The sequence below is a fragment of the Hyphomicrobium sp. ghe19 genome (assembly GCF_902712875.1).
Lineage (GTDB): Bacteria > Pseudomonadota > Alphaproteobacteria > Rhizobiales > Hyphomicrobiaceae > Hyphomicrobium_B.
Genome location: NZ_LR743509.1, coordinates 2,457,093 through 2,475,860 on the forward strand (window position 1 = coordinate 2,457,093; position 18,768 = coordinate 2,475,860).

Below are 18,768 nucleotides of genomic sequence, written 5' to 3' on the forward strand. Positions count from 1 at the left end.
TAATTGCAAATGGAGTTCTCAGAATAAAGTGAAATTAATTGCAACGGAGCGGTAATTGCGCGGATAAAGCTAACATTTCCTTGCTTATACCATGCAACCGGTTCATCGAGGCGAGGCCTATACAAGCGAGCCCATAGGCGTCCGCTGTGTTGTTCGACTTGGACGTATGGCCCCAGCGCTTCAGGACCCACATCATCATCTGGTCCTTCTGAGCCGTCCCCTTGCCGGTGACGAACTTTTTGAGAACAGACGCCCTGGGATCGAGCCACTTCAAGCCATCGAGCATCATCAGGAAGCGGAGGACGCCGCCCAGCTCCACGAGCGGGACGACGGACGAGGCGTGACCAAGGTGGAGCGAGTAACCTTCGATGACGATCACGTCCGGCTTCAGTTCATGGATCGCGCTCATGATCTCCACTGCAATTAATTGCACGCGCTGAAGACCAGACGTACCCTTTGGCGCGACGATCTCACGCTCGAACACCAAATCAGGGTAATTGAAGTTTGACTCCCTGAGCGCCACTAGTCCTGTGCCGCTGATCGAGGGATCAATCCCGAGTGAGACGACCATTACGCCTTCCAATCGTATTCAGGCGGGTACTCACCTGAGAAACACTGCGACTTCACGGGGCAGCCGCCAGCCCGTTTGCAGAACGCGGTCGGGCACAAGCCGGCCGGCATACCGACCTTGCCGTCACGGAAGTCCTTTACGACCTTGGCGCGCTTTGCGAGGCTCTCGACGCTCGCATCGTTGCGCTTGATCTCGAACTCCTTGAACGGACTGAAGTTGTCGTACAGGCCCCACTTCTTCAGCTGATCGTCAGCACACCCGAAGCCGCCCTTCGACACATACAGGATCGTGGCGACCTGCGTGTTGACCTTCTTGGCGAACGGGTGATCGCTTTCGGAGATCAGACGGAGATACAGCTCCGTCCTCCACTTGTGCTCGGCGAGCGGAGCCTTCAGCTCCTTGAACTGCTCCTTGTCGATCGTCTTCAACTCGACGGCACGGTACTTCGGTTCACCGAGGCCCACGACCATGTCGATGCCGCAGCTCGCGCTGTTGTCGGCACTCTCGAAGCGGATTTCCTTATGGTCGAAGCGTTTCACGCCGCACGTCTTGCACGCGGTCGGGCGCGGCTGGAACTCGTGCAGCGTCCCGCAGGCGATGCACTTCCAGTGACAGATCGCTTTGTCCATGTCAGCGAACCAGTGGACGATATTCTTCTCCTGGTCGCGGCCGATCTGGAACGTCATGGCGCTCGATGCGTCGAGCCATTCATCCTTGGGCTTGGCGTGCGTGATGTCGGCGAGCGCGTACATGCGCGGACACAGGCCTTCAGGCTTCGTCAGCTCAGACGCGTGAAGGCGCGAGAACGGGCGACCGGGTGACGACGAATTCAAATGCTTATGCAGAAGGTACTTCACCGAATGCTTCGGCTGAAGGTCCTTCATCTTCTTCAGAAACTGAACCACTCAAAAATCCTTACCCGGCGCGTACAGCCATTGATGAACGGCCATAGCTGTCTGCTTAGCTTCCTTGCCGACGATGTGCAGATCGCATTTCAGCTCGGTGCTATCCGCACTCATGTGAAGACTGACGTTCTGGAACAAGACTCCGTGGGACCTCAGTGCGTCAAGGGCCTGCGAGACTGAAATCTTATCAGGTTTAATCTGACCAGCTAGATCGAGCCCCATGAATACCGGACCGCCGCCAAACTTGTTTATATGAGTGAGCTGCGTGTCGACATACTGGTCTACGTAGTTCTTGGGCACCACCGAGTCATCGACGTATGGCAGCGCGTGGACGTGCGTGTGCCCGAGAATACCGGCGGTCTGAACCGAGGGCGGGTCTTCCTTGAGCGCTTTTACGTGTGCGAGGAATTTCATGACTTCAGATGCTCCTCCCAGACGTGAAGCGGAACCATCACCCAGCTGCCATCACGGACGGGCGTGCCATCGGGATACGTGAACGTCACGGCGAGTGCCGGGCGCTTTCCCATGTTGCGGGCTTCGTGCGCGATCTTCGAGAGCCAGCCGAACTTCAACGTGACGCTGTCCTTGACCGTGCTTTTGGCTTCCATCAGGAAGTCGTCGATCTCGATGTCGCCCTTCGCACCCTCCATTGCTCCGGATGCGGGACGGACACGGCCGGCCAAGCGGCGAGCGAGCTTCCGCTCAGACTTGCGTCCGGTCTCCCCGATGCGGTTCTGAGCGCGGCGCAGGTACGGGATTTTGCTCATGCGCCATTATCGTCCTTCTCTTCGAGGAGGCCTTCCTCCTTCGAGATTTTGCCGATCAGCTCGGCGCGAATGGCGTTGGCGAACATCGGCTTCGACAGGAACTCTTCCTTGAACTCGGCCAGCGTCGAATACTCCGCGCCATAGACCTCCCAGCCTTTGCCGCTGTCAGCCTTCTTGGCGAGGCCGTACGTCTTCATCAGATCGAGGATCACGTTGTAATCGTCGGACTGACCGGGCTTCAGGCCTTTGTATGGGACCATTGCGACCGTGAACTTGCCTGACGCGGCGTAGATCGGAACCTTGTGCTTCTTGACGATGAAGGTCGTTTCCTTGCCGACCGGCATCGTCTCGGAATACTTCGGGTCCTTCAGGTTCTTGCCGTACAAGCGGAGGCGGATCGAGGACTGGAACAACGGCTTCTTGCCGCCGGGCTCGGTCTCCGGGTCGCCGAACATCACCCCGATCTTGTGGCTGATCTGGTTGATGTACAGCAGCGTCGGATAACGGTCTTCCTTCTCGGACTCGCTCAAGGCGAGCGTGGTCTTGCGGGTGAGCTTGCCGATGACGAGGGCAGCACCGCCGACGACGGCCTTGTCTGCGCTGCTCTCAAGCTCCGACGACGTGACGAGGGCTGCCAAGCTGTCGATCACCACGAGGCCACAGTCGGCCGCGTACATCAAGCTTTCAACCATGTCGACGGCCTGCTCGGCGAACGCCGGCTTGATGACGATGAGCTTCTTGACATCGACACCAAGCGCTGACGCCCAGGCAGGATCGAACCCGTGTTCCACGTCCACGAAGGCGCACGTCAGGTCGGGGAACATGCGCTGGTGGTTCGCAATCGCCAGGAACGCGCAGTTCGTCTTGCCTGACGACTCCGGGCCGAAGATCGTCGAGACCTTGCCCCGCGGGAAGCCTCCGCCGAGAGCCAGGTCAAGCTCGAAGATGCCGGTCGGGATGCGGTCGCTGTTGACGAGCTTCCCGCCGAACGAGCCAACGCCCTCACCGAAGTCTGACTGGAACTTCTTCAGCAGATCGCCGGCCGACAGCGTGGCTTCCTTCCCGGTCTTCTTGATTTTGAACGCCACAAATTCACCTGTGAAATTAATTGCACTGCCTGGAACGAAGACGAGGCTATGACTTCTGAGCCTCGATTTCCTCGATCATCGTCTGCATCTTCGTGTCGGTCCATTCCTTCGTGTAATCGAAGACCTGATCGATTTCGGCGTGCTGGCACTGCACCTTCAGGCTGACCTGCACCCGGACCGAGTTGTAGTCACCGAGGTTCATCGTGTAGCTGGCTTCAACACCAACTTCGCAGAGCGGATCAGACGTCGCTTTCTTCGAGACGACCTCGTCCGGCACTTCCACCTTCTCGCTGTCGTTCAGTTCGCTGACGACGGTGCCCTTGTGCTTCTCCTGCACATTGGTCTTGGCTTCCGGCTGCATCGGCTTCTTGAGTTTCAACGGCATAACTTTCTCCTACTCCATATCAATGACTTCAGCGCCAATCTGCGCGTACCACTTCTGACGTGTGCTCGCGTAACCCGAGAACACCGGGCTATCGTGATCCATGATGTCCATTACGATCGGCTGGTTCTTTTTCGGATGCTGACGACGGATGCGGCCGACCGGCTGCTTCACGTTCGATCTCGGCATCGCGAGAATGCAGGTATCTAGCCACGGAATGTCTGTGCCCTCGCCCATCATGGCGTAGGTCGTGAACAGGATCGGCTTCTCCGCTTCCTTGTCCCGCTGCTGTTTCTCAGCCTTCGAGGTGGCCCCGATGTAGAGGCCAATTTCCTTTCCAGGGACGCCGAAATGATCTCTGCAGGCCTTTTCAACGGCATGTAGGTGTTGATGTAGCGTGGAGAAAATCACGACCTTGCGGCTCTTTTTGTAACAGCTCTGCACCAGCTCACAGAGCAGCTGATTTCGCTGCGCGTCGTTGGCGAGCATTTTTTCGATGTGCGTCGTCTGGCCGGCGCGATGCGGGAGCCGAACGACCCGCTTCTGACCCGTCTGCTTGTCGGCTCGGAACACACGCGGGCATTCCCAGTTCGACGTGAAGCGCAGCACCTTCGGGACGAGCTGCTCGACGCCGGCCTTCGCGCGGATCGGGCCGATGTGCGAATAAACCAGCAGCTCCTTGCCGTCAGAACGCTCAGGCGTGGCGCTGAAGCCCAGACGCATCCGAGCGGGGAACATGTCGGCGACGGTCGAGAACTGCGTGGCTGCGACCCGGTGCGTCTCGTCGAAAATCACGAGGCCGAAGCCTTTCGTGATCCAATCCGGATACTTGTCCTCCTTCGACATCGACTGGATCAGGGCGACGCAGAACTTCGTGCCGATCACCTGACATTTGTCACCCCTGATCTCTCCGATCTCGTGAGGCTTCAGGCCGAGGAACTTTTCAGCTCCACTCAGCCACTGATCGTAAATGTCTTCCTTCGTCGTGATGACGAGCGTCTTGCGCTGCATGACGTAGGCAGCATGGAACCCGAGGACGGTCTTGCCCCACCCGGTCATGGCGACGACGACACCGCTCAAACGCTTCTGACAGAGGTCAGCGACCTCGTCGAACATCGCAGCCTGATAATCGCGCGGAGCCGGACCCTTCTCGAAGACGACGTGCTCGCCGTCCACCATCTCGTCGACTGCACCCACCGGGCAGAGCGCACGCGGCAAATGAATGACATTGCCATCGACACGGTACAGCGGCACGTCCTCACCGAAGCGCGACGTGAAGCGGTACTTCTTCTCCAAGCTCGGCTTGTACGGGTAAACAGCCGTCGCGCCTGTGCTCAGCGGTGTGTCATGCCTGATCAGTTCTGCGAGTATGGCCAATCCGTCCTCCTGACGGGCAATCGGGGAGACGGCGTTCGGTGACCGAAGCTGCCTCCGTCTCCCCTATGGTGCAATTAATTGCACATCCTCTCGACCGCGGGAACGTCGAAAGGCATTCTTGGTTACAGGTGGTCTGCGAGCTTACCGGTCGACGAGGACTTCGCGCCGATTGCGGACTTGATCGCCTTACCGACACCCAGCTCGATCAACTCTTCCGGCGAGCGGTACTTCAGCTCTTCGGCGTAGTTGGCGGGCTGAACATCATCCAGCTCCAGGCCGTACTTGGCAGCAATCTCGTCATAGCTCTCGAACTTCTCAACGAAGTCGAACTGATTGCCGACAGCAGGCTCCTTCTCGCCCGTACGGGACACATCGAACGTGCAGCCGGCGAGACCACCGCGCTTAGCGGCGAGCTTCGTCAGTTGCTTGATCGTGTTCCGCTTGCAGACGAACAGGCGGCGCTGGTTCTTGATCACCTTACCGGCATTCGGACCCTTCTCGATCGTGTGCTCGGAATGATCGATGACGGTCATTACCGCGACGAAGCTCGGGCGGTCGCCGCTTTCACACAACGGGCAGGGCTGCGAAGTGTCGGTCTCGGCAGTGCAGATAAAGTTCTGCCAGTTGCCGTTGATGCGGATCGTATGCTCGTAGAACATGTTCACGTCGAGCATACCCTCGGCATCGAGGTCACCGTCGAGGAACGTGATGCGACGGTCTTGGCCGTCCTGCATCCGGAAGCGCCACATCTTGCCGAGTTCAGCCTTGGCCATCTCGGCTTTGGCTTCTTCGTTCGAGAACGCTTCCTTAGCAGCTGCGCCTTTCTTCAAGAAGCCGACAGGGGTCGACGGTTTCTTGAAGCCAGACTGAGGTACGCTAGCTGCAGCCGACTTGCTGGCTCCAGCCTTTACAAATGACAATGCCATCACATGGCTCCTGGTTGCTATGGGGTACTATTTGGCTGCACGCTGATCTGTGCAGTTAATTTCACTCTACGACGAAGCCGAGTTTAGTCAACAGCTAGCGAGGATTTTGGGAGCACTACTTTGAGCGTGTCGTAAATTTCCGAGGGCGACATCGAGCCTGGGTCCTTCACACCATCGGGCGGCTGCAGGTGATGGATCAGGTAATCGGAGCCAAGCGCTTCCGTCACCTTCTCGCGGCCGGCGTCACCGCCCTTCCCGCGGTCGTACAGCGTGATCCATTCGAAGGCGGGAGCCATCCGCTTCAGCTTCTCAAACGACGGGTTGGCGAACAGCGGGCTGACGACGTTCTTGTAGACGGGCAGCACCGCGGCAAGGTCGAACGGGCCTTCCACAACGACGATCGGCTGCTCGAAGTCGACCCAGCGCTCTCCCAGCCAGACGACCTGATTGTGCTTCCCGGACTGCAGGTACATGCGATAGCGGAGATCAGTCTTTTCGAGCACGGACCGGCCGTGGAAGCCGACGAGGCGCTGCTTGAAGTCATGGACCGGGAAACAGACGCGCTTCTCATTCGAGTCCGCCCTGATCTGCAGGAAGTCGGCGGTTTCCTTCGAGACGTTGCGCTCAGCCAGGTACTGGACGGCGAACGGCACGTCCTGCCACAGCGGGAACGACTCCAGCCACCAGTTCGGGAATACGTGCAGGTCTTTCTTCGGCCCGAACAGCATCTCCTCGATGTCGGGCGTATCGAGTTCAAGCTCGAACTCCTCCTGCGCCTTCAAGGCGAGCGCCCCGGCGGTCTTGAAATCGGGCGTTGCTAGCGGGTTCAGCTTTACCAGCCGGCGCAGCTCCAAGACGATGTCTGAGAGCGTCCCATGCCAGCCGCACGCGAAACAGTTCGCCTGGGCGTCACCGGGCGTCGTGCGGATACCGAACACATGATCGGACGACTTGCCGTTCTCGTGCTTCCACGGGCCGAACGGGCAGTCCGAGATCACCCAGCCGGTGCGGGGCTGGCTTTTCGGGACGGTCGAGCCAACAGCCTCCAGGAACTCGACTGTCGGTCCCTTCTTCACGCCACGCCCTTCGTGTCAGTCGGTATTTTATGAACTTCAGCAGGCACGGACATGATCAGTGCCGAATTGGCGTTCAGCATCTCCATCGTGCACAGCTCGTCGACACGCTCGTTGCCTTCGATACCGCTGTGGCCCTTGACGTGCTTGAACATCACCGAGTGCAGCGAATAGAGCTTCACCAGGACTTCCCACAGGTCGCGGTTGACGACTGGCTGACCCATCGAATTGATCCAGCCGTTGCGCTGCCAGTTCTTCGACCACTGCGTCACGCCCTTGATGACGTACTCGCTGTCGCAATGGATCAGGATCGGCCGGCCGATTTCGAGGTGCTGCAAGACCTTGATGACGGCGGTCATCTCCATCCGGTTGTTCGTCGTGTTGAGCATCGGGCCGGAGACTTCCTGCATCGGCTTACCGGCCTCCTGGACCGTGTACGCCCAGGCTCCGATACCCTTCTTCGCGTCACAGCCGCCGTCCGTGTAGACGACGACAATATCGCTATCGACCTTCTTCGGCGGCGTAACCGTCGCTGCGATCTGCATGTCTTTCAGGAAGTTGGCGATGTCGGCAGCGACGACACCCGCATACTCCGGGTCGTCGACCTCGAACGCGACTGTTGTCTGGACTCGCATCACACCTTCTCGATTTTGAGCGACCGCTTCGTCCGTTCAACCTTGAGGACTTCCTCGCGCTGCGGAGGCGTCAAGTAATCGTCGATGTTCTTCAGCGTCACCGTGGCAAGCTCCATGAACAGCTTGTCGCCGAGGAACTTCCTGACTTTCGGCAGGTCCGTGATGCTGCGGGACTGACCCTTCGCACCGATCTCGGCTCGGAACCGGTCACCCTTGATGATGTCGGTCGCGTCGTCACCCATTTCGAGTTCGTCGACCATCTTTTGCAGCTTGTCGGCTTCGTCCTTGTACGGCTTCAGCTTCGCCTGAAGGTCCTTGATCTGCTTGTTGATCTTGATGGCTTCCGCCATCTGCGAGCCGACGAGATCGAGCTGCAGCTCCAGCGGTGACTTCACAGCCTGGACAGGCTCGAACGCCGGCTTCTTCTTGAGAACTAACGCGACCATCTATTCCTCCTGTTACGCGGCAAGTTTCACAACGGCTCCAGGGCCGCGCTGCACGGTGTCCTCAGCGGCCTCGCGGGCTTTCGACCAGCTGAAGTCGACAGTCTTTCGACCGGCCTTGACGCGGTCGAACGAGCCATTCGGATAAAGGACGCCGAAGATGCCCGGCTTGAAGCTCAGGAAGATCATCGAGATGTTGCCCTGGCTGAGCACCCGATGAACCTTCCAACCCTTGGCGACCATCACCTCGTAGGACGCCTTCTGGAACGGGTGAGCCTCAACCTCAGTGAGGGCGTGCTCATGCAGGTCTTCCTGGCTCAATGTCTTGCTGCTCATCTCTCAATCCTTGTTTGATGAAGTGTTGATTTCGATAACGTAGCTGATGCCGTGCGTTATGCAATTAATTGCACAAATAGGGTTTATAAAAACTGTAGCTCGCTGACGTCCTGCTCAACGATCTCAGTGAAGTCCATCAAGTTCCAATTCCAGTTGACGTTGAACGAGCCCGTCTCACCGTGTCGACCCTTCAGGATTTCGATCGTGCGGTGCTTCAGGACTTCAACGCTCTCCTCCTGGAACAAGCCCATGACGACGGAGGACATCTGGCCGATGGCGTCTGCGTAGGCGATGTCATCGAGGCCGATCTTCTCACCCTTCTTCGTGTTCTTCTTCGCTGCGGTACGTGCGAACTGCCAGGACGCGGTCACCGGGGCGAGCTGGGCGAGTTCCTTCTTGATCAGGTCGGCGTTCTCAGCGACGCGCTTGTAGCGGTCATGCTCGGTCGGGTGCTTCAGCAGGTACGCGCCGTCGATGAAAATGGCGTCGGGCTTCAGCTGACGGGCGAGCATCCACAGGTCTTCGACGGTCGCCGTCAGGTTGCCGTCCACGACGTAGAACGGGGCTTCGTAGCCCTTGACCTCAACGAGGCCCTTCTTGAGCTTCTTCAGGCTGTCGGTCGAGAGGCCGGCGTTCTTGATCTGACCGGCGGACAAGCCGAACGTCAGACCTGCAAGGCGCTGCTCGATCGGCAGCACGCCCATTTCCATCGAGACGAACATACGGCTCTGACTGGCGTCGACCTTACCGGATTTCTTCCAGCCGTGGAGCGCCGCGTAGAGCATGAACAGCGTCTTACCGATGCCTGGACGTCCGACCATCGAGACGACGTCACCCTTGACGAGCCCGCCTGCCGCCTTGTCGAACGACGGCCATCCGAACTGCAGACCGTAGTCATCGGGCGAATTGAACTTCGCGATGTAATCGGGGACGATCAGGTCGTACGCCTCACGGAAGTCGACAACCTGCTTCGAGTGCTTCCTGCCGGCGAGCGTCATGACCATTTCGGTCAGCTTCACCAGCGCAGCGTCCGGGTTCTTGTTCTCGGTCAGCAGCAGGTCGCTCGCCTGCTTCATCGCAGACTTGATCGAGAACTCCGTGTGCCGGAGCTGCAGCAGGTCGAGATAATACCCGGCTGGCTCCTTGCTCTGATGCTGCGGAGTCGTCAGGTCGAGACCGGTGTGCTTCTCGATCGTCGAGGCGTCCGGTATCGCCGCGTACTGCTTCACGAACTCGCGGACGAACTCGTACACAGGCTGCTCGTGGCCTTTGAACAGGTAATCGACCTGCCCGTATTCCAGGAGCTTCGAAACGGATTTGTCGGCGACAACAGCCGACATGAACATCAGGCCGAGTGACATCAGACCTTCACCCTCAGATAGAAATCTTCGATCAGGCGCTGGAAGCCGAGGCCGTATTCTTTCCCGAGCAGGTCGAGGTCCTTGACGTACAGGATCGTCTGCTTGCCGTGCATCTGCCGCTCAACGAGCGTGTCGTAGATCGCCGACAGCTGCCACTTCGCGATCATCCCGGCGTCGATGGACGTCAGGAAGAAATTCGGGATCAGGACACACGACAGGTCAGCGGCTACGTGGCCTGCTGAGGCGTCGACAAATGTGCCGAGCGTCATCATGCGGGCACGAATGAAATTCCGGACCAGAGCGCCCGTGATGGCGGCCATGCGCTGTTCGATCTGAACAGACTTCGCCTCACCCACGTAGCAGAGCCCGGCAGGCTGACCGCCGAGCTTGCGAAAGTTCTTCAGGTATTCGAGTTCGGCACCGCTGATCTCCTTCGGGAGCCGCGTGTAAATCCACTGCGGCAGGATGCCAGCGTCTTTGGCGAAGCCTTCGAGGTCAGCCACGAGACGCTCGTGGTGCTCCTCCTGCAGGACGCCTGTTGCGTACGGATCGATCATCAGTCCTCGTCGAACACCTTGAGCAGTTCAGCCATGTTCTTCGGCTTTTCTGCTGGTTTCGTCGCTTGTGAAATTAATTGCACGGGCTGCGGCAAAGAAAAGCCCTTAGGTGCTTCCTGCTCCTGCTGGGCTTTCTTGGGAGCGATCATGTTGGCAGCAATGCCAACGTGCTGCAACAGAAATCCGATCTGTGGTTTACTCGGCGTGTTCTTCCACCCGGCTTCGGCCTCCACACGCTTCACGAACGCGATCCAGTTCGGAACGACGTAGCGGACGACCTCCTCACCCTTCCCGCCAGAGCGCGTGTTGATCAGCTTCAGCTGGCCGATCTCCTTCATGGTCGGAGCCGGCACGAAGTCGCTGTACTTGCCGGCGACGAGCCTGACCCAGAGCTTCCCGAGAGGCATCGACCCGACATCTTTGCTCTTCGCTTGAGCGGCTGCTGCCTCGGCTACGGACTTGAACTTCTGCACCATCGTTAACCCTTGCTCCGCGCGGCGCGCTTTCCTCTGACCGTGTTACTTCCTCTGCTTCGCCCGCTATCGCGTGAGCGGGGTCGCGATGGAGCGAAGCGAAATCGCTACTCCCTGTAAGGTTCTCCTGTAGGTTCTCCCTGTAAGGTACTCCCTGTATATGAATGCGCCCTCCTGGGCGTATCCGTATGCGCCCTCTAGGGCACTATCAGGTGCCCTCCTGGGCGTCTCCGAATGTGCCCTCTGGGGCGTCTTCGAAAGTGCCCTCTTGGTCACCGACAGCGGCGTCTTCGAAGGCCTTCCAGAACTTCGGCGTGAGCAGAAAATGGTTCACGTTTCTCCCGGCAAACATGTGCCGTTCCGTGTCCACGAAGCCCAATTTGATCGGGGCAGCGATCCCGGTTCTGACCTGCTTTTTGCTCAGTCCGGTCTCCCATTGCAGCTCCTCGTAGCTCTTGGCGATCCACTTCCGGCCGTTGTGTTCGACCTTCGGAGGCCAGACCATCAGCCGGTACAGGATATGAGCTGCCGGGAAACTACCTTCAGCTAAGAGCAGGCAACGAGCCATGTGAGGACGCTTAATCTTCTTCGAGGCCATCGCCTGCTCCGTCAGTTTGCAATTAATTTCACGACTCAGTACGAGTCGTTGTCGTTCTCGTCTTCCGGCTCCTCGCCGCTCTCGTCGGCCTCGTCTTCCGACAGGGCGACCTTTTCCTCCTCCGGCTGATCGAAGCCGTGGGCGGCCTTGTAGACCTTCTTCAGCAGCTCGGCGTGCATACCGAACGTGCCCTGCGTGGCCTCCAGCTCCGACTTGAGGGCTTCGGATGCCTTCAGCATGGCCTCCAGCTGGGCAGCGAATGCGCCGTACGTCTGTTCGAACCAGGCGATGGCGGTCTCACGGTCGATCGCGAAGTTCTCCTTGCCGACGATCTTTTCGAGGTAGTCGACCATCTTCACGGCGAGCTTCGCATCACCGATGCTGGCTATCAGGACCTTCGTTTCCTCGGGCGAGTCCGTCGTGCCGGGGACGAGGATCGAAACCGTGGTCGAAGCGCGCTCCTTCTTGTTCTTCTCCCAGGTGACCGAAGGCCAAGCCTCCTCGTGCGTCTCCGGAAGCTTCTTGAAGCCTACGACGTTCGACTCTTGTGCCTGGAACAGGTCTCCAGCCGCCGCAGAGCGCAGTCTGGCGGCAAACCACGTTGTCCCCGGTACACCGAGCCTCTTTCCGTCGACAGCCGTCACGGGCTTAATGCCGAGCGCGAACGCACCGTTCTTGGCGAACGCCATGTAGTTCTTGTAACCCGACGTCCCGACCATCATCGGCACATCGATCTTGCGGGCAGTGGCGGTCATATTTTCACTCCTTGTGGGCTGACCTTCTTCATGAACTTGACTTGCTCGTACACCGCCTTCGTCAGGGCCGATTGAGCCCAGATTTCCGGCTGCGTTCCTTCGATGGACCTCGCTCTCTTCAGGGCAGCTTGGACATCGCTTTCATTCACGACCTTGATCTCCTTGAAGGTCTTCATCAGGCCGGTGATGAAATTCAGGGCGTCTGGCTTACCGAGACCGGTCATCCAGAACACTTCGTCGACACGACCCTCGCGGTACAGCTCCTTCGGGAGCGACTTCGCGTTGTTCGTGGTCATGACTACGAGGATGCGAGAACGGCGCTCTGCGAGCCACCACAACAGCTGTGAGAGCATTGCGGACGTGGTGCCGCCATCGTTGGTGCCGGTGGAAAACACCTTCTCGACTTCGTCCAGCAGCACGACGGCCGGCTCTTCGTTGTCGATGCGGGACAGGTTCTGGATCAGACGACCTTCTGACTCACCGACCCACTTGGACTTCGTGCCACCGATGTCGAGGCGATAGAGCGGGACACCGAGCTGAGCCGCAAGCCATTTGGCTCCTGACGTTTTGCCGGTGCCGGGCGGTCCATCGAACAGCAGGCCCCGAGGAATGAGACGAGGATCGGTTCCGGTCAGGAAGTACGAACGCTCCTTCGCAGTCCAATGCACAAGCGGGCTGGGCGGGTTGTAGAAGTCCTGCTTCGTATCGACCGGGGTCAAACCGTTTGCGCCCTGGAAACCGCTTCTACGGGTCTCCATGAGGCCATCCACAGTCAGACTGGCGTCACGCGCCATCGTCAGGCGGACCAGCTCGGCCGCTTCCTTGATCGTGCAGCCTCCAAGGCCGCGCATCAGCTCGTCGGCCTTCTTGTCGTTCTCAACGACGACCTTGATGAACTTCTTGACCAGAGACCGAGGCACCGGGACCTCCCCGGCATTGTACATCGGCTCCTTGATCTCCTTCGGATTGACGAGGATCAGCGATGACTCCGCCTTCACGAACTGACTGTACAGTTCGATCAGCGGCAGCTCGATCTTCGGGTTGCAGACGTACGTGTAAATCTGATTGGGTTCGATCTTGATCTGCGCCTGATACGTCATCGGCAGCTGACCGGTGATTTCATGCACAACGTCGTGCATGTTCATGACATCGCGCGTGAAGACGGCGATTAGCGGAATTTGAGCATTTACTGAGAGTTTTAGCACCGTGCTTTCCCATCCTGGAGACACGAGAGAACTATGGCAGCTGGGCTGCGGCTTGCAATTAATTTCACAGATAAGGGTTTAGATTTCGGCTTCCTGGCTGTCCTGCTCCCAGACCTTCCGGCTGAGCGCCTCACCGACACAGGCCGGCAGCAGAACGGGCTTGATCGGACCGCAATCGTAATGGACGACGGTCTCGCCTTCGGAGTCGAACGTGACGATGACGTATCCCGCCAGATCGGGGTGATCGGCCATTTCCAGGGCCACAGTCTTCAGTGCCGTCTTAAGCTCAGCTCGACGCTTTTTGTCCCGAAAACTCCGGTACACCTTGAGACTGACTGGCTTCTTTTGCACGGCGCAAATCCTCAATCAGAACTTTCGTCTCAGGCGGCAGCTCCGGCATCGGGATCGACAACAGATAGCGATCGTCGATACCGACCTTCCGCAGCTGGTAGCTGAGAAGGAACAGCAAGCAGCAGAGCGCATGAGCCAAGTTCGGAAGCCCGGTCTCACGGTCCTTGTCGATACCGATCGACCATTCGAACAGGTGCCTCAGCAGCGATCCGTACATCCGCCGCCAGGACATGCCCTTGGCCCAATTATCCTCTGCGTACTTCACCTTTCCGACCAGCAGCACCCACGCGGTGACCCACAGGGCGTCGGCTGGAAGCAACTCTAGCGGATTTTTGTCGTGGTCGAACTTGATTGCTACTTGCTGGCTCAATTTCCGCTCCATTGCGCATCATCGTCAGGACACGGGCACCATGCTCAACGTCGAAGAAATGCTGGATTTTTCCGGTTCGTGAGTCGGCGTTCGGGTTGAAGATCGTGAGAACGGCCGATCCGACATCATGGTCTTCAAAGCCGCCTGTGAGCGCGTAGCTGTCGAACCGCTTGTAGCTCGCTACGCGGAGCAACAGCGGGAAGCGCTTGGTGCCCTGGATGTTGAACTGCATGGCACCGGGCGTGTGGATGTGACCGGCGACGTACAGATCAGCGTCCGAGGACTTGATCGCGGCTTTCAGCGGCCCGTGCATCGGGTTCCAGTCCGAGAAGCCTTTGAAGTTGTGGGCGGCGTGTATCTTGATGCTGAAGCCATTCGGGAACTCGACGATGAACTTCGCCTCCCAGTTCTTCATGAATATGCCAGTGATATTAATTGCACGCAACAAGCGCTCGCCGTGGTTCCACGCGTCGTGATTTCCGACGATCCAAACCAACCACTCGATGCCGGCCTCGGTCATGAACCACTGAGCCAGGCGCTGCTCCGTATAGATCGAGCTATCCTGCTGCGCCCACTTCTTGGCGAGCTTGCCGACCGTCTCCCAGTTGTTTGTCGTGTCGCCGATATTCGCCCCGTAGAGCCCAGCCGTGTTCTTGCAGAGGGCGGCGTGCTTACGGATCAGCGGCAGGTTGCAGCCGTTGTCGCCCAAGTGCGGGTCACCGAACCAGAGGACGCCGACCGGCAGCATGTCCTTGATCTTGATCACCGGCCAATCGTCGGCCGAGCTGTGATGAGCGTGGAGCTGGTTGAAGCGCTTCGTGGCCTGGTCGAGCAGCTCGTCGATCGGCAGGTTCGGATCAACGACGTCCGGCAGGATGATGCCTTCTGAAGGCTGCTTCGTGAGCTTACGGATGGCGGCTGCAGCCTGGTAATTTGCGGCTCGCGGATCAGGCAAGTCGCTGGCGTGCAGGGCCTTCTTATACTGATCGTCGAGGGTCTTCCTGGGAACGCCTATCGCTCGGGCTGCAGCCGAAACTGAACCGTGGAGCTTTACAGCCTCGATCGGGTCCATGAACTTCCCTTACGCAGTTACACCACTTACTTCGCGGAAAAGCCCTTACGATCTTCCATCCGATCGAGAGCGTTACGCACGTACTTGAGGTCGACCCGGACTTCCGACTGGAACGTCAGGTTCGAGTCATTGATGGTGGCCTGCTTGGCGAGAGCAGCCTTGATGTCGACGATGTCTTTCTTCGAATTGTCGATGTCGGCGCGCATGTTCGTACCGAACACAGCCAGCGTCACGACCACCGAGAAAATGGCGATGCACGAGACGGCCATCGACAGGAGGTTGCCGATGGAAATTTCTGGTTTCAATGCAGGCATCTCAATCCCTAACCAGCGAAGCTTCTTCGGCGGATAGAAGCCGTTGTACTCGGGCAATCCAACCAATCTGACGTTCATGGCCTTCTACCTTAGTTTGCTCGATCGGTGCGCTGCGCAATTGTCAACCGGCACGTCTGCGATCCACCGTGAAATTAATTTCAGCGTGTGTTCTCAGGCTTCAGCTGGTTGAACGGGTCGAACTTCTTCGGAATTTCGTCAGGGTGGCGAACCCAATACTGTATCTGCTCGGAGCACTTCGAAGCCTTGATCGCGGAGTCTCTCCGATCATTGCCACGCTGCAGCGCCTCGGCGCGTGCCCGCAGCAGGTTCTGCTGATGCTTGGAGTTCGCAAGTTCGTCGGCGAGATTACTGATCTTCGCCGGGAGCGAGTACGCGAGTGACACCGCGAACAGCAGAACTGCCGCGATGCCTCCGTAAAAGATGCTGCCGAGGCCAAACATTACTTCTTGACCTTCGACGTGACGAGACCGGCGAGGAGCTGGATCGCCCAGAAATACTTACCGAACTTCGTCGAGTCGTCCTCAGGCTTGTCGACGACGTTGCAGACGACCAAGGCGACGATGTGCGCGAATACGAGCAATTCCCACATGACTATCTCCGTTCTCCAGTTTTGTAAGCTTTGACGCCGCTCGCCTCGCCACGCTGCGAAAGCATGTAAATGACGAGCGAGACGATCATGATGAGCGAGCACCAGGCCCAGCCAGGCACGCTGGACAGGTACGCTTGGAACGGAGCGACCTTCTGCTCAGCGTCCGAGAAGTTGTTCGTGATCGCATTGAAGAGCGTGCCGAAGAACGCGAAGACGGCGAGCGCGCCAGAGACGATCCGATTGTAGAAGGCAGAGAGCACCTCCGGGACCGCCAGGCGTATCTGCTGGTTCGTCGGAGGCGTCGCGGTTCGCGCGGTCACTCGCGGCTTGGCATTGTCGACGGCATCAAGGAGCGCGTCATCGATGCCGCCGGGAGGCAGACCGTTGTCGTCACGGAAGGCAAGCACGGCAGCTCGCGTGTACGGGCCATCCTCACCGTCATCCCGGCCGACTTCGGTGTAACCCAGCGCGTAGAGCTTCTGCTGCAGCTCCATAATTTGCTCAAGGTTGTCGTCCTGATAGATCGCCACGGCTTGCGTGACGTCGGAGCTGCTCTTCCAGATCGTCTTGGCGATGGCCAGAAAGTGACGCATCACCTCCATGCCGTTGTTGCCGCCGTTGATGATCTGCCTGATCTTCGTGAACTGACTGGCGTCAGCGTACTTGTTCAGGTTGTTGCGCTTCCAGAGATCGACAGCCGACTTGAAGGCCGCCACCGGGTTCTTGCGAAGGACATCCGGCTTATCGGCGTAGCCGACCGCCTCGTACTCTTCCTTGCCGGTGGCTTGAAGAAGTCCCCCGCCCCGGTAAACCCAGCCATCATTGCTAGGGGCAGGCGCGTTACCCATCCGACCGCCATAAACGCGATTGGCTAGCGCCTGGGGGTGTCCGACGTAGGGAGCCGCCGACTTCCACGTTGGAAACCGTTCCGGCCACACCTGCATCATCCGCTCAGCGGAATAGTTCATGTTCTCTTCGAGGATCGTCATGCCGCCGCACTCGGCGCAGATGTTGGCGAAGAACGGCCAAATGCGCTTCGGAGTGGTCAAGCCAGCATCGACTGCGTACTGCCAGTTCGCGACGATGGCATCGACGATGTCCTTACGGGCTCCCGGCGCGAGCTTGTAGAGCTGGGCTCTCGTGACCATCGTAACCTCGGGTTCAGCGGAATACGCCTTCTCCCTTGGCCGATTTTGCAATTAATTGCACGGCTGTTGACTGTCGCTGGTACCGGTGGCGGCCCGGCTACGAGATCGTCACCACCACGATCGTGCGCTGGTTCGGTATCGGCGGATTAGCCCTCAAGACTTCGACCGCCGCCGACGTGGCCTGTACAGCCGTCTTCAAACCGGCACCGCGAAGCACTTCTACGGCGACGGACGTGGCCTGGATCGCGCCGGGAGCCGAGCGCAGCACTTCGACGCCGGCCGACGTAATGCGAGCCGACACATCCATCTGGCGAAGGACTTCAGCGTGCAAGGCTGTGGCGCGAGCATCAGCGTTCGCTTTACGAAGGACTTCAGCGTGCAGCGCTGTTGTACGAATATCCGTCATGTCGCCAAAGCCACCCCGATCTTGAGCGCATTCACGGCCGCCACGTCCCAAGCCGCCGACGTGTCCGGGTTCAATAGCTTCATGTCGCCGTGAACCGACGTGTATGCTGTCGTCGGATCAACGCCCACGGCGTCCTGCACCTCTACAGCTCCTGACTTCATCAAGGTCTTCATCGTCCGCGTACCGGCATCGGTCTTCTTCGCCCGCGCCCTGACCTTCACTCCCATGATCTTTGCAGACGTGCCCGCAAGAGACGCGACGCCGAACGAAGACTTTGCACCCACAGTGCTTGCCGCTATGTGAGTCGTGTCGTCGTCCGGGCTGGCCGGAACGTCGTCTACGGCATCCCATGCAATGCCGGTGTTCTGCGTCCAGTCCTGATCGCTACCGTTCGAAGTCGGCACCAGCTCGTCAATGCGAAGATCGCCGAGCCAAGTGTTGTCGGTGCCGGTCTCGTCCCAAATCACGAGGTCATCCACGCGAGCGCTATTGGAGACGTTGGAGTATCCGCCCAAGAACATGCGCGCCAACGTCTCGGTGCCACGATTGAAGTCAGCCCCCGTGACATTCAAGACTTCCTCGCCGTCAACATGAACGGCCAACGATCCGTTCGATGTGGTTGAGCCTGGAACAAAACGTACTTCCAGCCAATGCCAGACGTTCGGCGTGAGGGGAGCGCCTGACGAGTACGCAAGCGTGGTGCCCGACTTGTTGTTGACAAAGAGCTGCCCCGACGCCGTGTTGCCTCCGAGCTGGCACATCGTATTGCTGCCAGAGCTGATGAACCGCATGAACTCCCGGAAGGTCGAGTTGTCTCTCTCGAAATTCATCGCCGCACCAATATAAATTGGCGCGTTGAGTGCCGACGCGATGACCAGAGTCAGCGGGTTAGAGCCGATAGGACCAGCGAAAATGCACCCGCCTCCGAAGCGCCCGCCGGTCGTTTGGACCGATGCGCCTCCAGAAATGATACCGTTCTTTGCCGCCGCAAGTTCGGCCACAGATTTGTAGCACCCCATTCCGTCGAAGAATTTGATCGCCATTT

27 protein-coding genes are annotated in these 18,768 nt (G+C 58.7%); all 27 read right to left on the minus strand.

Annotated features, from left to right (window positions below; all coding sequences use genetic code 11):
• Window positions 1-34 precede the first annotated feature (34 nt).
• Window positions 35-571, minus strand: a complete 537-nt coding sequence (locus tag AACL53_RS11925; RefSeq protein WP_339084724.1) for a crossover junction endodeoxyribonuclease RuvC — start codon at window positions 569-571, stop codon at window positions 35-37.
• The gene (locus AACL53_RS11930) at window positions 571-1,476 is read right to left on the minus strand and encodes a hypothetical protein (protein WP_339084725.1); all 906 of its coding nucleotides are present in this window, start codon (window positions 1,474-1,476) and stop codon (window positions 571-573) included. Before AACL53_RS11930 ends, AACL53_RS11925 begins: the two co-directional genes overlap by 1 nt.
• Window positions 1,477-1,890 (minus strand): hypothetical protein, encoded by a 414-nt coding sequence (locus tag AACL53_RS11935; protein WP_339084726.1) that lies wholly within the window; start codon window positions 1,888-1,890, stop codon window positions 1,477-1,479.
• Complete coding sequence (locus AACL53_RS11940; RefSeq protein ID WP_339084727.1) at window positions 1,887-2,243, minus strand: hypothetical protein; 357 nt, start codon at window positions 2,241-2,243, stop codon at window positions 1,887-1,889. The genes AACL53_RS11935 and AACL53_RS11940 overlap by 4 nt, the downstream gene beginning before the upstream one ends.
• Window positions 2,240-3,331, minus strand: a complete 1,092-nt coding sequence (locus AACL53_RS11945; RefSeq protein WP_339084728.1) for a hypothetical protein — start codon at window positions 3,329-3,331, stop codon at window positions 2,240-2,242. Before AACL53_RS11945 ends, AACL53_RS11940 begins: the two co-directional genes overlap by 4 nt.
• A 46-nt stretch (window positions 3,332-3,377) precedes the next feature.
• Window positions 3,378-3,716 (minus strand): hypothetical protein, encoded by a 339-nt coding sequence (locus AACL53_RS11950; RefSeq protein ID WP_339084729.1) that lies wholly within the window; start codon window positions 3,714-3,716, stop codon window positions 3,378-3,380.
• Window positions 3,717-3,725: 9 nt separating this feature from the next.
• Window positions 3,726-5,090: a DEAD/DEAH box helicase gene (locus AACL53_RS11955; RefSeq protein WP_339084730.1), complete on the minus strand. Its 1,365-nt coding sequence runs from the start codon at window positions 5,088-5,090 to the stop codon at window positions 3,726-3,728.
• A gap of 122 nt (window positions 5,091-5,212) precedes the next feature.
• The gene (locus tag AACL53_RS11960; RefSeq protein ID WP_339084731.1) at window positions 5,213-6,016 is read right to left on the minus strand and encodes a hypothetical protein; all 804 of its coding nucleotides are present in this window, start codon (window positions 6,014-6,016) and stop codon (window positions 5,213-5,215) included.
• Window positions 6,017-6,099: 83 nt separating this feature from the next.
• Window positions 6,100-7,092 carry a hypothetical protein gene (locus AACL53_RS11965; RefSeq protein WP_339084732.1) on the minus strand — a complete coding sequence of 331 codons (993 nt, stop codon included), beginning with the start codon at window positions 7,090-7,092 and terminating at the stop codon, window positions 6,100-6,102.
• Complete coding sequence (locus tag AACL53_RS11970; protein ID WP_339084733.1) at window positions 7,089-7,724, minus strand: ribonuclease H; 636 nt, start codon at window positions 7,722-7,724, stop codon at window positions 7,089-7,091. The genes AACL53_RS11965 and AACL53_RS11970 overlap by 4 nt, the downstream gene beginning before the upstream one ends.
• Window positions 7,724-8,170 (minus strand): hypothetical protein, encoded by a 447-nt coding sequence (locus tag AACL53_RS11975; RefSeq protein ID WP_339084734.1) that lies wholly within the window; start codon window positions 8,168-8,170, stop codon window positions 7,724-7,726. Before AACL53_RS11975 ends, AACL53_RS11970 begins: the two co-directional genes overlap by 1 nt.
• 12 nt (window positions 8,171-8,182) lie before the next feature.
• On the minus strand, window positions 8,183-8,503 hold the full coding sequence (locus AACL53_RS11980) for a hypothetical protein (RefSeq protein ID WP_339084735.1): 321 nt from the start codon (window positions 8,501-8,503) through the stop codon (window positions 8,183-8,185).
• Window positions 8,504-8,586: 83 nt separating this feature from the next.
• A complete protein-coding gene (locus AACL53_RS11985; protein ID WP_339084736.1) occupies window positions 8,587-9,864 on the minus strand; it encodes a DnaB-like helicase C-terminal domain-containing protein in 1,278 nt (425 codons plus the stop codon).
• Window positions 9,864-10,421, minus strand: a complete 558-nt coding sequence (locus AACL53_RS11990) for a hypothetical protein (RefSeq protein WP_339084737.1) — start codon at window positions 10,419-10,421, stop codon at window positions 9,864-9,866. The genes AACL53_RS11985 and AACL53_RS11990 overlap by 1 nt, the downstream gene beginning before the upstream one ends.
• Window positions 10,421-10,897 (minus strand): hypothetical protein, encoded by a 477-nt coding sequence (locus AACL53_RS11995; protein ID WP_339084738.1) that lies wholly within the window; start codon window positions 10,895-10,897, stop codon window positions 10,421-10,423. The genes AACL53_RS11990 and AACL53_RS11995 overlap by 1 nt, the downstream gene beginning before the upstream one ends.
• A gap of 205 nt (window positions 10,898-11,102) precedes the next feature.
• On the minus strand, window positions 11,103-11,492 hold the full coding sequence (locus AACL53_RS12000; RefSeq protein WP_339084739.1) for a hypothetical protein: 390 nt from the start codon (window positions 11,490-11,492) through the stop codon (window positions 11,103-11,105).
• Between the two features lie 35 nt (window positions 11,493-11,527).
• Complete coding sequence (locus tag AACL53_RS12005; protein WP_339084740.1) at window positions 11,528-12,247, minus strand: hypothetical protein; 720 nt, start codon at window positions 12,245-12,247, stop codon at window positions 11,528-11,530.
• On the minus strand, window positions 12,244-13,452 hold the full coding sequence (locus AACL53_RS12010; protein ID WP_339084742.1) for an AAA family ATPase: 1,209 nt from the start codon (window positions 13,450-13,452) through the stop codon (window positions 12,244-12,246). The genes AACL53_RS12005 and AACL53_RS12010 overlap by 4 nt, the downstream gene beginning before the upstream one ends.
• 78 nt (window positions 13,453-13,530) lie before the next feature.
• Entirely contained in the window at window positions 13,531-13,704 is a 174-nt protein-coding gene (locus tag AACL53_RS12015) for a hypothetical protein (protein WP_339084743.1), read from the minus strand.
• A 34-nt stretch (window positions 13,705-13,738) separates the two neighbouring features.
• Window positions 13,739-14,122, minus strand: a complete 384-nt coding sequence (locus AACL53_RS12020) for a dATP/dGTP diphosphohydrolase domain-containing protein (protein WP_339084744.1) — start codon at window positions 14,120-14,122, stop codon at window positions 13,739-13,741.
• Window positions 14,049-15,245: a hypothetical protein gene (locus AACL53_RS12025; RefSeq protein ID WP_339084745.1), complete on the minus strand. Its 1,197-nt coding sequence runs from the start codon at window positions 15,243-15,245 to the stop codon at window positions 14,049-14,051. Before AACL53_RS12025 ends, AACL53_RS12020 begins: the two co-directional genes overlap by 74 nt.
• Before the next feature lie 26 nt (window positions 15,246-15,271).
• Window positions 15,272-15,637 carry a hypothetical protein gene (locus AACL53_RS12030; protein ID WP_339084746.1) on the minus strand — a complete coding sequence of 122 codons (366 nt, stop codon included), beginning with the start codon at window positions 15,635-15,637 and terminating at the stop codon, window positions 15,272-15,274.
• Between the two features lie 80 nt (window positions 15,638-15,717).
• Entirely contained in the window at window positions 15,718-16,020 is a 303-nt protein-coding gene (locus AACL53_RS12035) for a hypothetical protein (RefSeq protein WP_339084747.1), read from the minus strand.
• Entirely contained in the window at window positions 16,020-16,169 is a 150-nt protein-coding gene (locus AACL53_RS12040) for a hypothetical protein (protein WP_339084748.1), read from the minus strand. Before AACL53_RS12040 ends, AACL53_RS12035 begins: the two co-directional genes overlap by 1 nt.
• 2 nt (window positions 16,170-16,171) lie before the next feature.
• Window positions 16,172-17,317, minus strand: coding sequence for a peptidoglycan-binding protein (locus tag AACL53_RS12045; RefSeq protein WP_339084749.1), 1,146 nt, complete (start codon window positions 17,315-17,317; stop codon window positions 16,172-16,174).
• 97 nt (window positions 17,318-17,414) lie between these two features.
• The gene (locus AACL53_RS12050; RefSeq protein WP_339084750.1) at window positions 17,415-17,723 is read right to left on the minus strand and encodes a hypothetical protein; all 309 of its coding nucleotides are present in this window, start codon (window positions 17,721-17,723) and stop codon (window positions 17,415-17,417) included.
• A complete protein-coding gene (locus AACL53_RS12055; RefSeq protein ID WP_339084751.1) occupies window positions 17,720-18,766 on the minus strand; it encodes a hypothetical protein in 1,047 nt (348 codons plus the stop codon). The genes AACL53_RS12050 and AACL53_RS12055 overlap by 4 nt, the downstream gene beginning before the upstream one ends.
• Window positions 18,767-18,768 lie beyond the last annotated feature (2 nt).

Excerpts from the sequence above, each read along its gene's own strand:
- AACL53_RS11925 (WP_339084724.1), bottom strand. The coding sequence starts at position 571 with ATGGTCGTCTCACTCGGGATTGATCCCTCGATCAGCGGCACAGGACTA.
- AACL53_RS11935 (WP_339084726.1), bottom strand. The coding sequence starts at position 1,890 with ATGAAATTCCTCGCACACGTAAAAGCGCTCAAGGAAGACCCGCCCTCG.
- AACL53_RS11940 (WP_339084727.1), bottom strand. The coding sequence starts at position 2,243 with ATGAGCAAAATCCCGTACCTGCGCCGCGCTCAGAACCGCATCGGGGAG.
- AACL53_RS11950 (WP_339084729.1), bottom strand. The coding sequence starts at position 3,716 with ATGCCGTTGAAACTCAAGAAGCCGATGCAGCCGGAAGCCAAGACCAAT.
- AACL53_RS11960 (WP_339084731.1), bottom strand. The coding sequence starts at position 6,016 with ATGGCATTGTCATTTGTAAAGGCTGGAGCCAGCAAGTCGGCTGCAGCT.
- AACL53_RS11970 (WP_339084733.1), bottom strand. The coding sequence starts at position 7,724 with ATGCGAGTCCAGACAACAGTCGCGTTCGAGGTCGACGACCCGGAGTAT.
- AACL53_RS11975 (WP_339084734.1), bottom strand. The coding sequence starts at position 8,170 with ATGGTCGCGTTAGTTCTCAAGAAGAAGCCGGCGTTCGAGCCTGTCCAG.
- AACL53_RS11980 (WP_339084735.1), bottom strand. The coding sequence starts at position 8,503 with ATGAGCAGCAAGACATTGAGCCAGGAAGACCTGCATGAGCACGCCCTC.
- AACL53_RS11985 (WP_339084736.1), bottom strand. The coding sequence starts at position 9,864 with ATGTCACTCGGCCTGATGTTCATGTCGGCTGTTGTCGCCGACAAATCC.
- AACL53_RS11990 (WP_339084737.1), bottom strand. The coding sequence starts at position 10,421 with ATGATCGATCCGTACGCAACAGGCGTCCTGCAGGAGGAGCACCACGAG.
- AACL53_RS11995 (WP_339084738.1), bottom strand. The coding sequence starts at position 10,897 with ATGGTGCAGAAGTTCAAGTCCGTAGCCGAGGCAGCAGCCGCTCAAGCG.
- AACL53_RS12000 (WP_339084739.1), bottom strand. The coding sequence starts at position 11,492 with ATGGCCTCGAAGAAGATTAAGCGTCCTCACATGGCTCGTTGCCTGCTC.
- AACL53_RS12005 (WP_339084740.1), bottom strand. The coding sequence starts at position 12,247 with ATGACCGCCACTGCCCGCAAGATCGATGTGCCGATGATGGTCGGGACG.
- AACL53_RS12015 (WP_339084743.1), bottom strand. The coding sequence starts at position 13,704 with ATGGCCGATCACCCCGATCTGGCGGGATACGTCATCGTCACGTTCGAC.
- AACL53_RS12025 (WP_339084745.1), bottom strand. The coding sequence starts at position 15,245 with ATGGACCCGATCGAGGCTGTAAAGCTCCACGGTTCAGTTTCGGCTGCA.
- AACL53_RS12030 (WP_339084746.1), bottom strand. The coding sequence starts at position 15,637 with ATGAACGTCAGATTGGTTGGATTGCCCGAGTACAACGGCTTCTATCCG.
- AACL53_RS12035 (WP_339084747.1), bottom strand. The coding sequence starts at position 16,020 with ATGTTTGGCCTCGGCAGCATCTTTTACGGAGGCATCGCGGCAGTTCTG.
- AACL53_RS12040 (WP_339084748.1), bottom strand. The coding sequence starts at position 16,169 with ATGTGGGAATTGCTCGTATTCGCGCACATCGTCGCCTTGGTCGTCTGC.
- AACL53_RS12045 (WP_339084749.1), bottom strand. The coding sequence starts at position 17,317 with ATGGTCACGAGAGCCCAGCTCTACAAGCTCGCGCCGGGAGCCCGTAAG.
- AACL53_RS12050 (WP_339084750.1), bottom strand. The coding sequence starts at position 17,723 with ATGACGGATATTCGTACAACAGCGCTGCACGCTGAAGTCCTTCGTAAA.
- AACL53_RS12055 (WP_339084751.1), bottom strand. The coding sequence starts at position 18,766 with ATGGCGATCAAATTCTTCGACGGAATGGGGTGCTACAAATCTGTGGCC.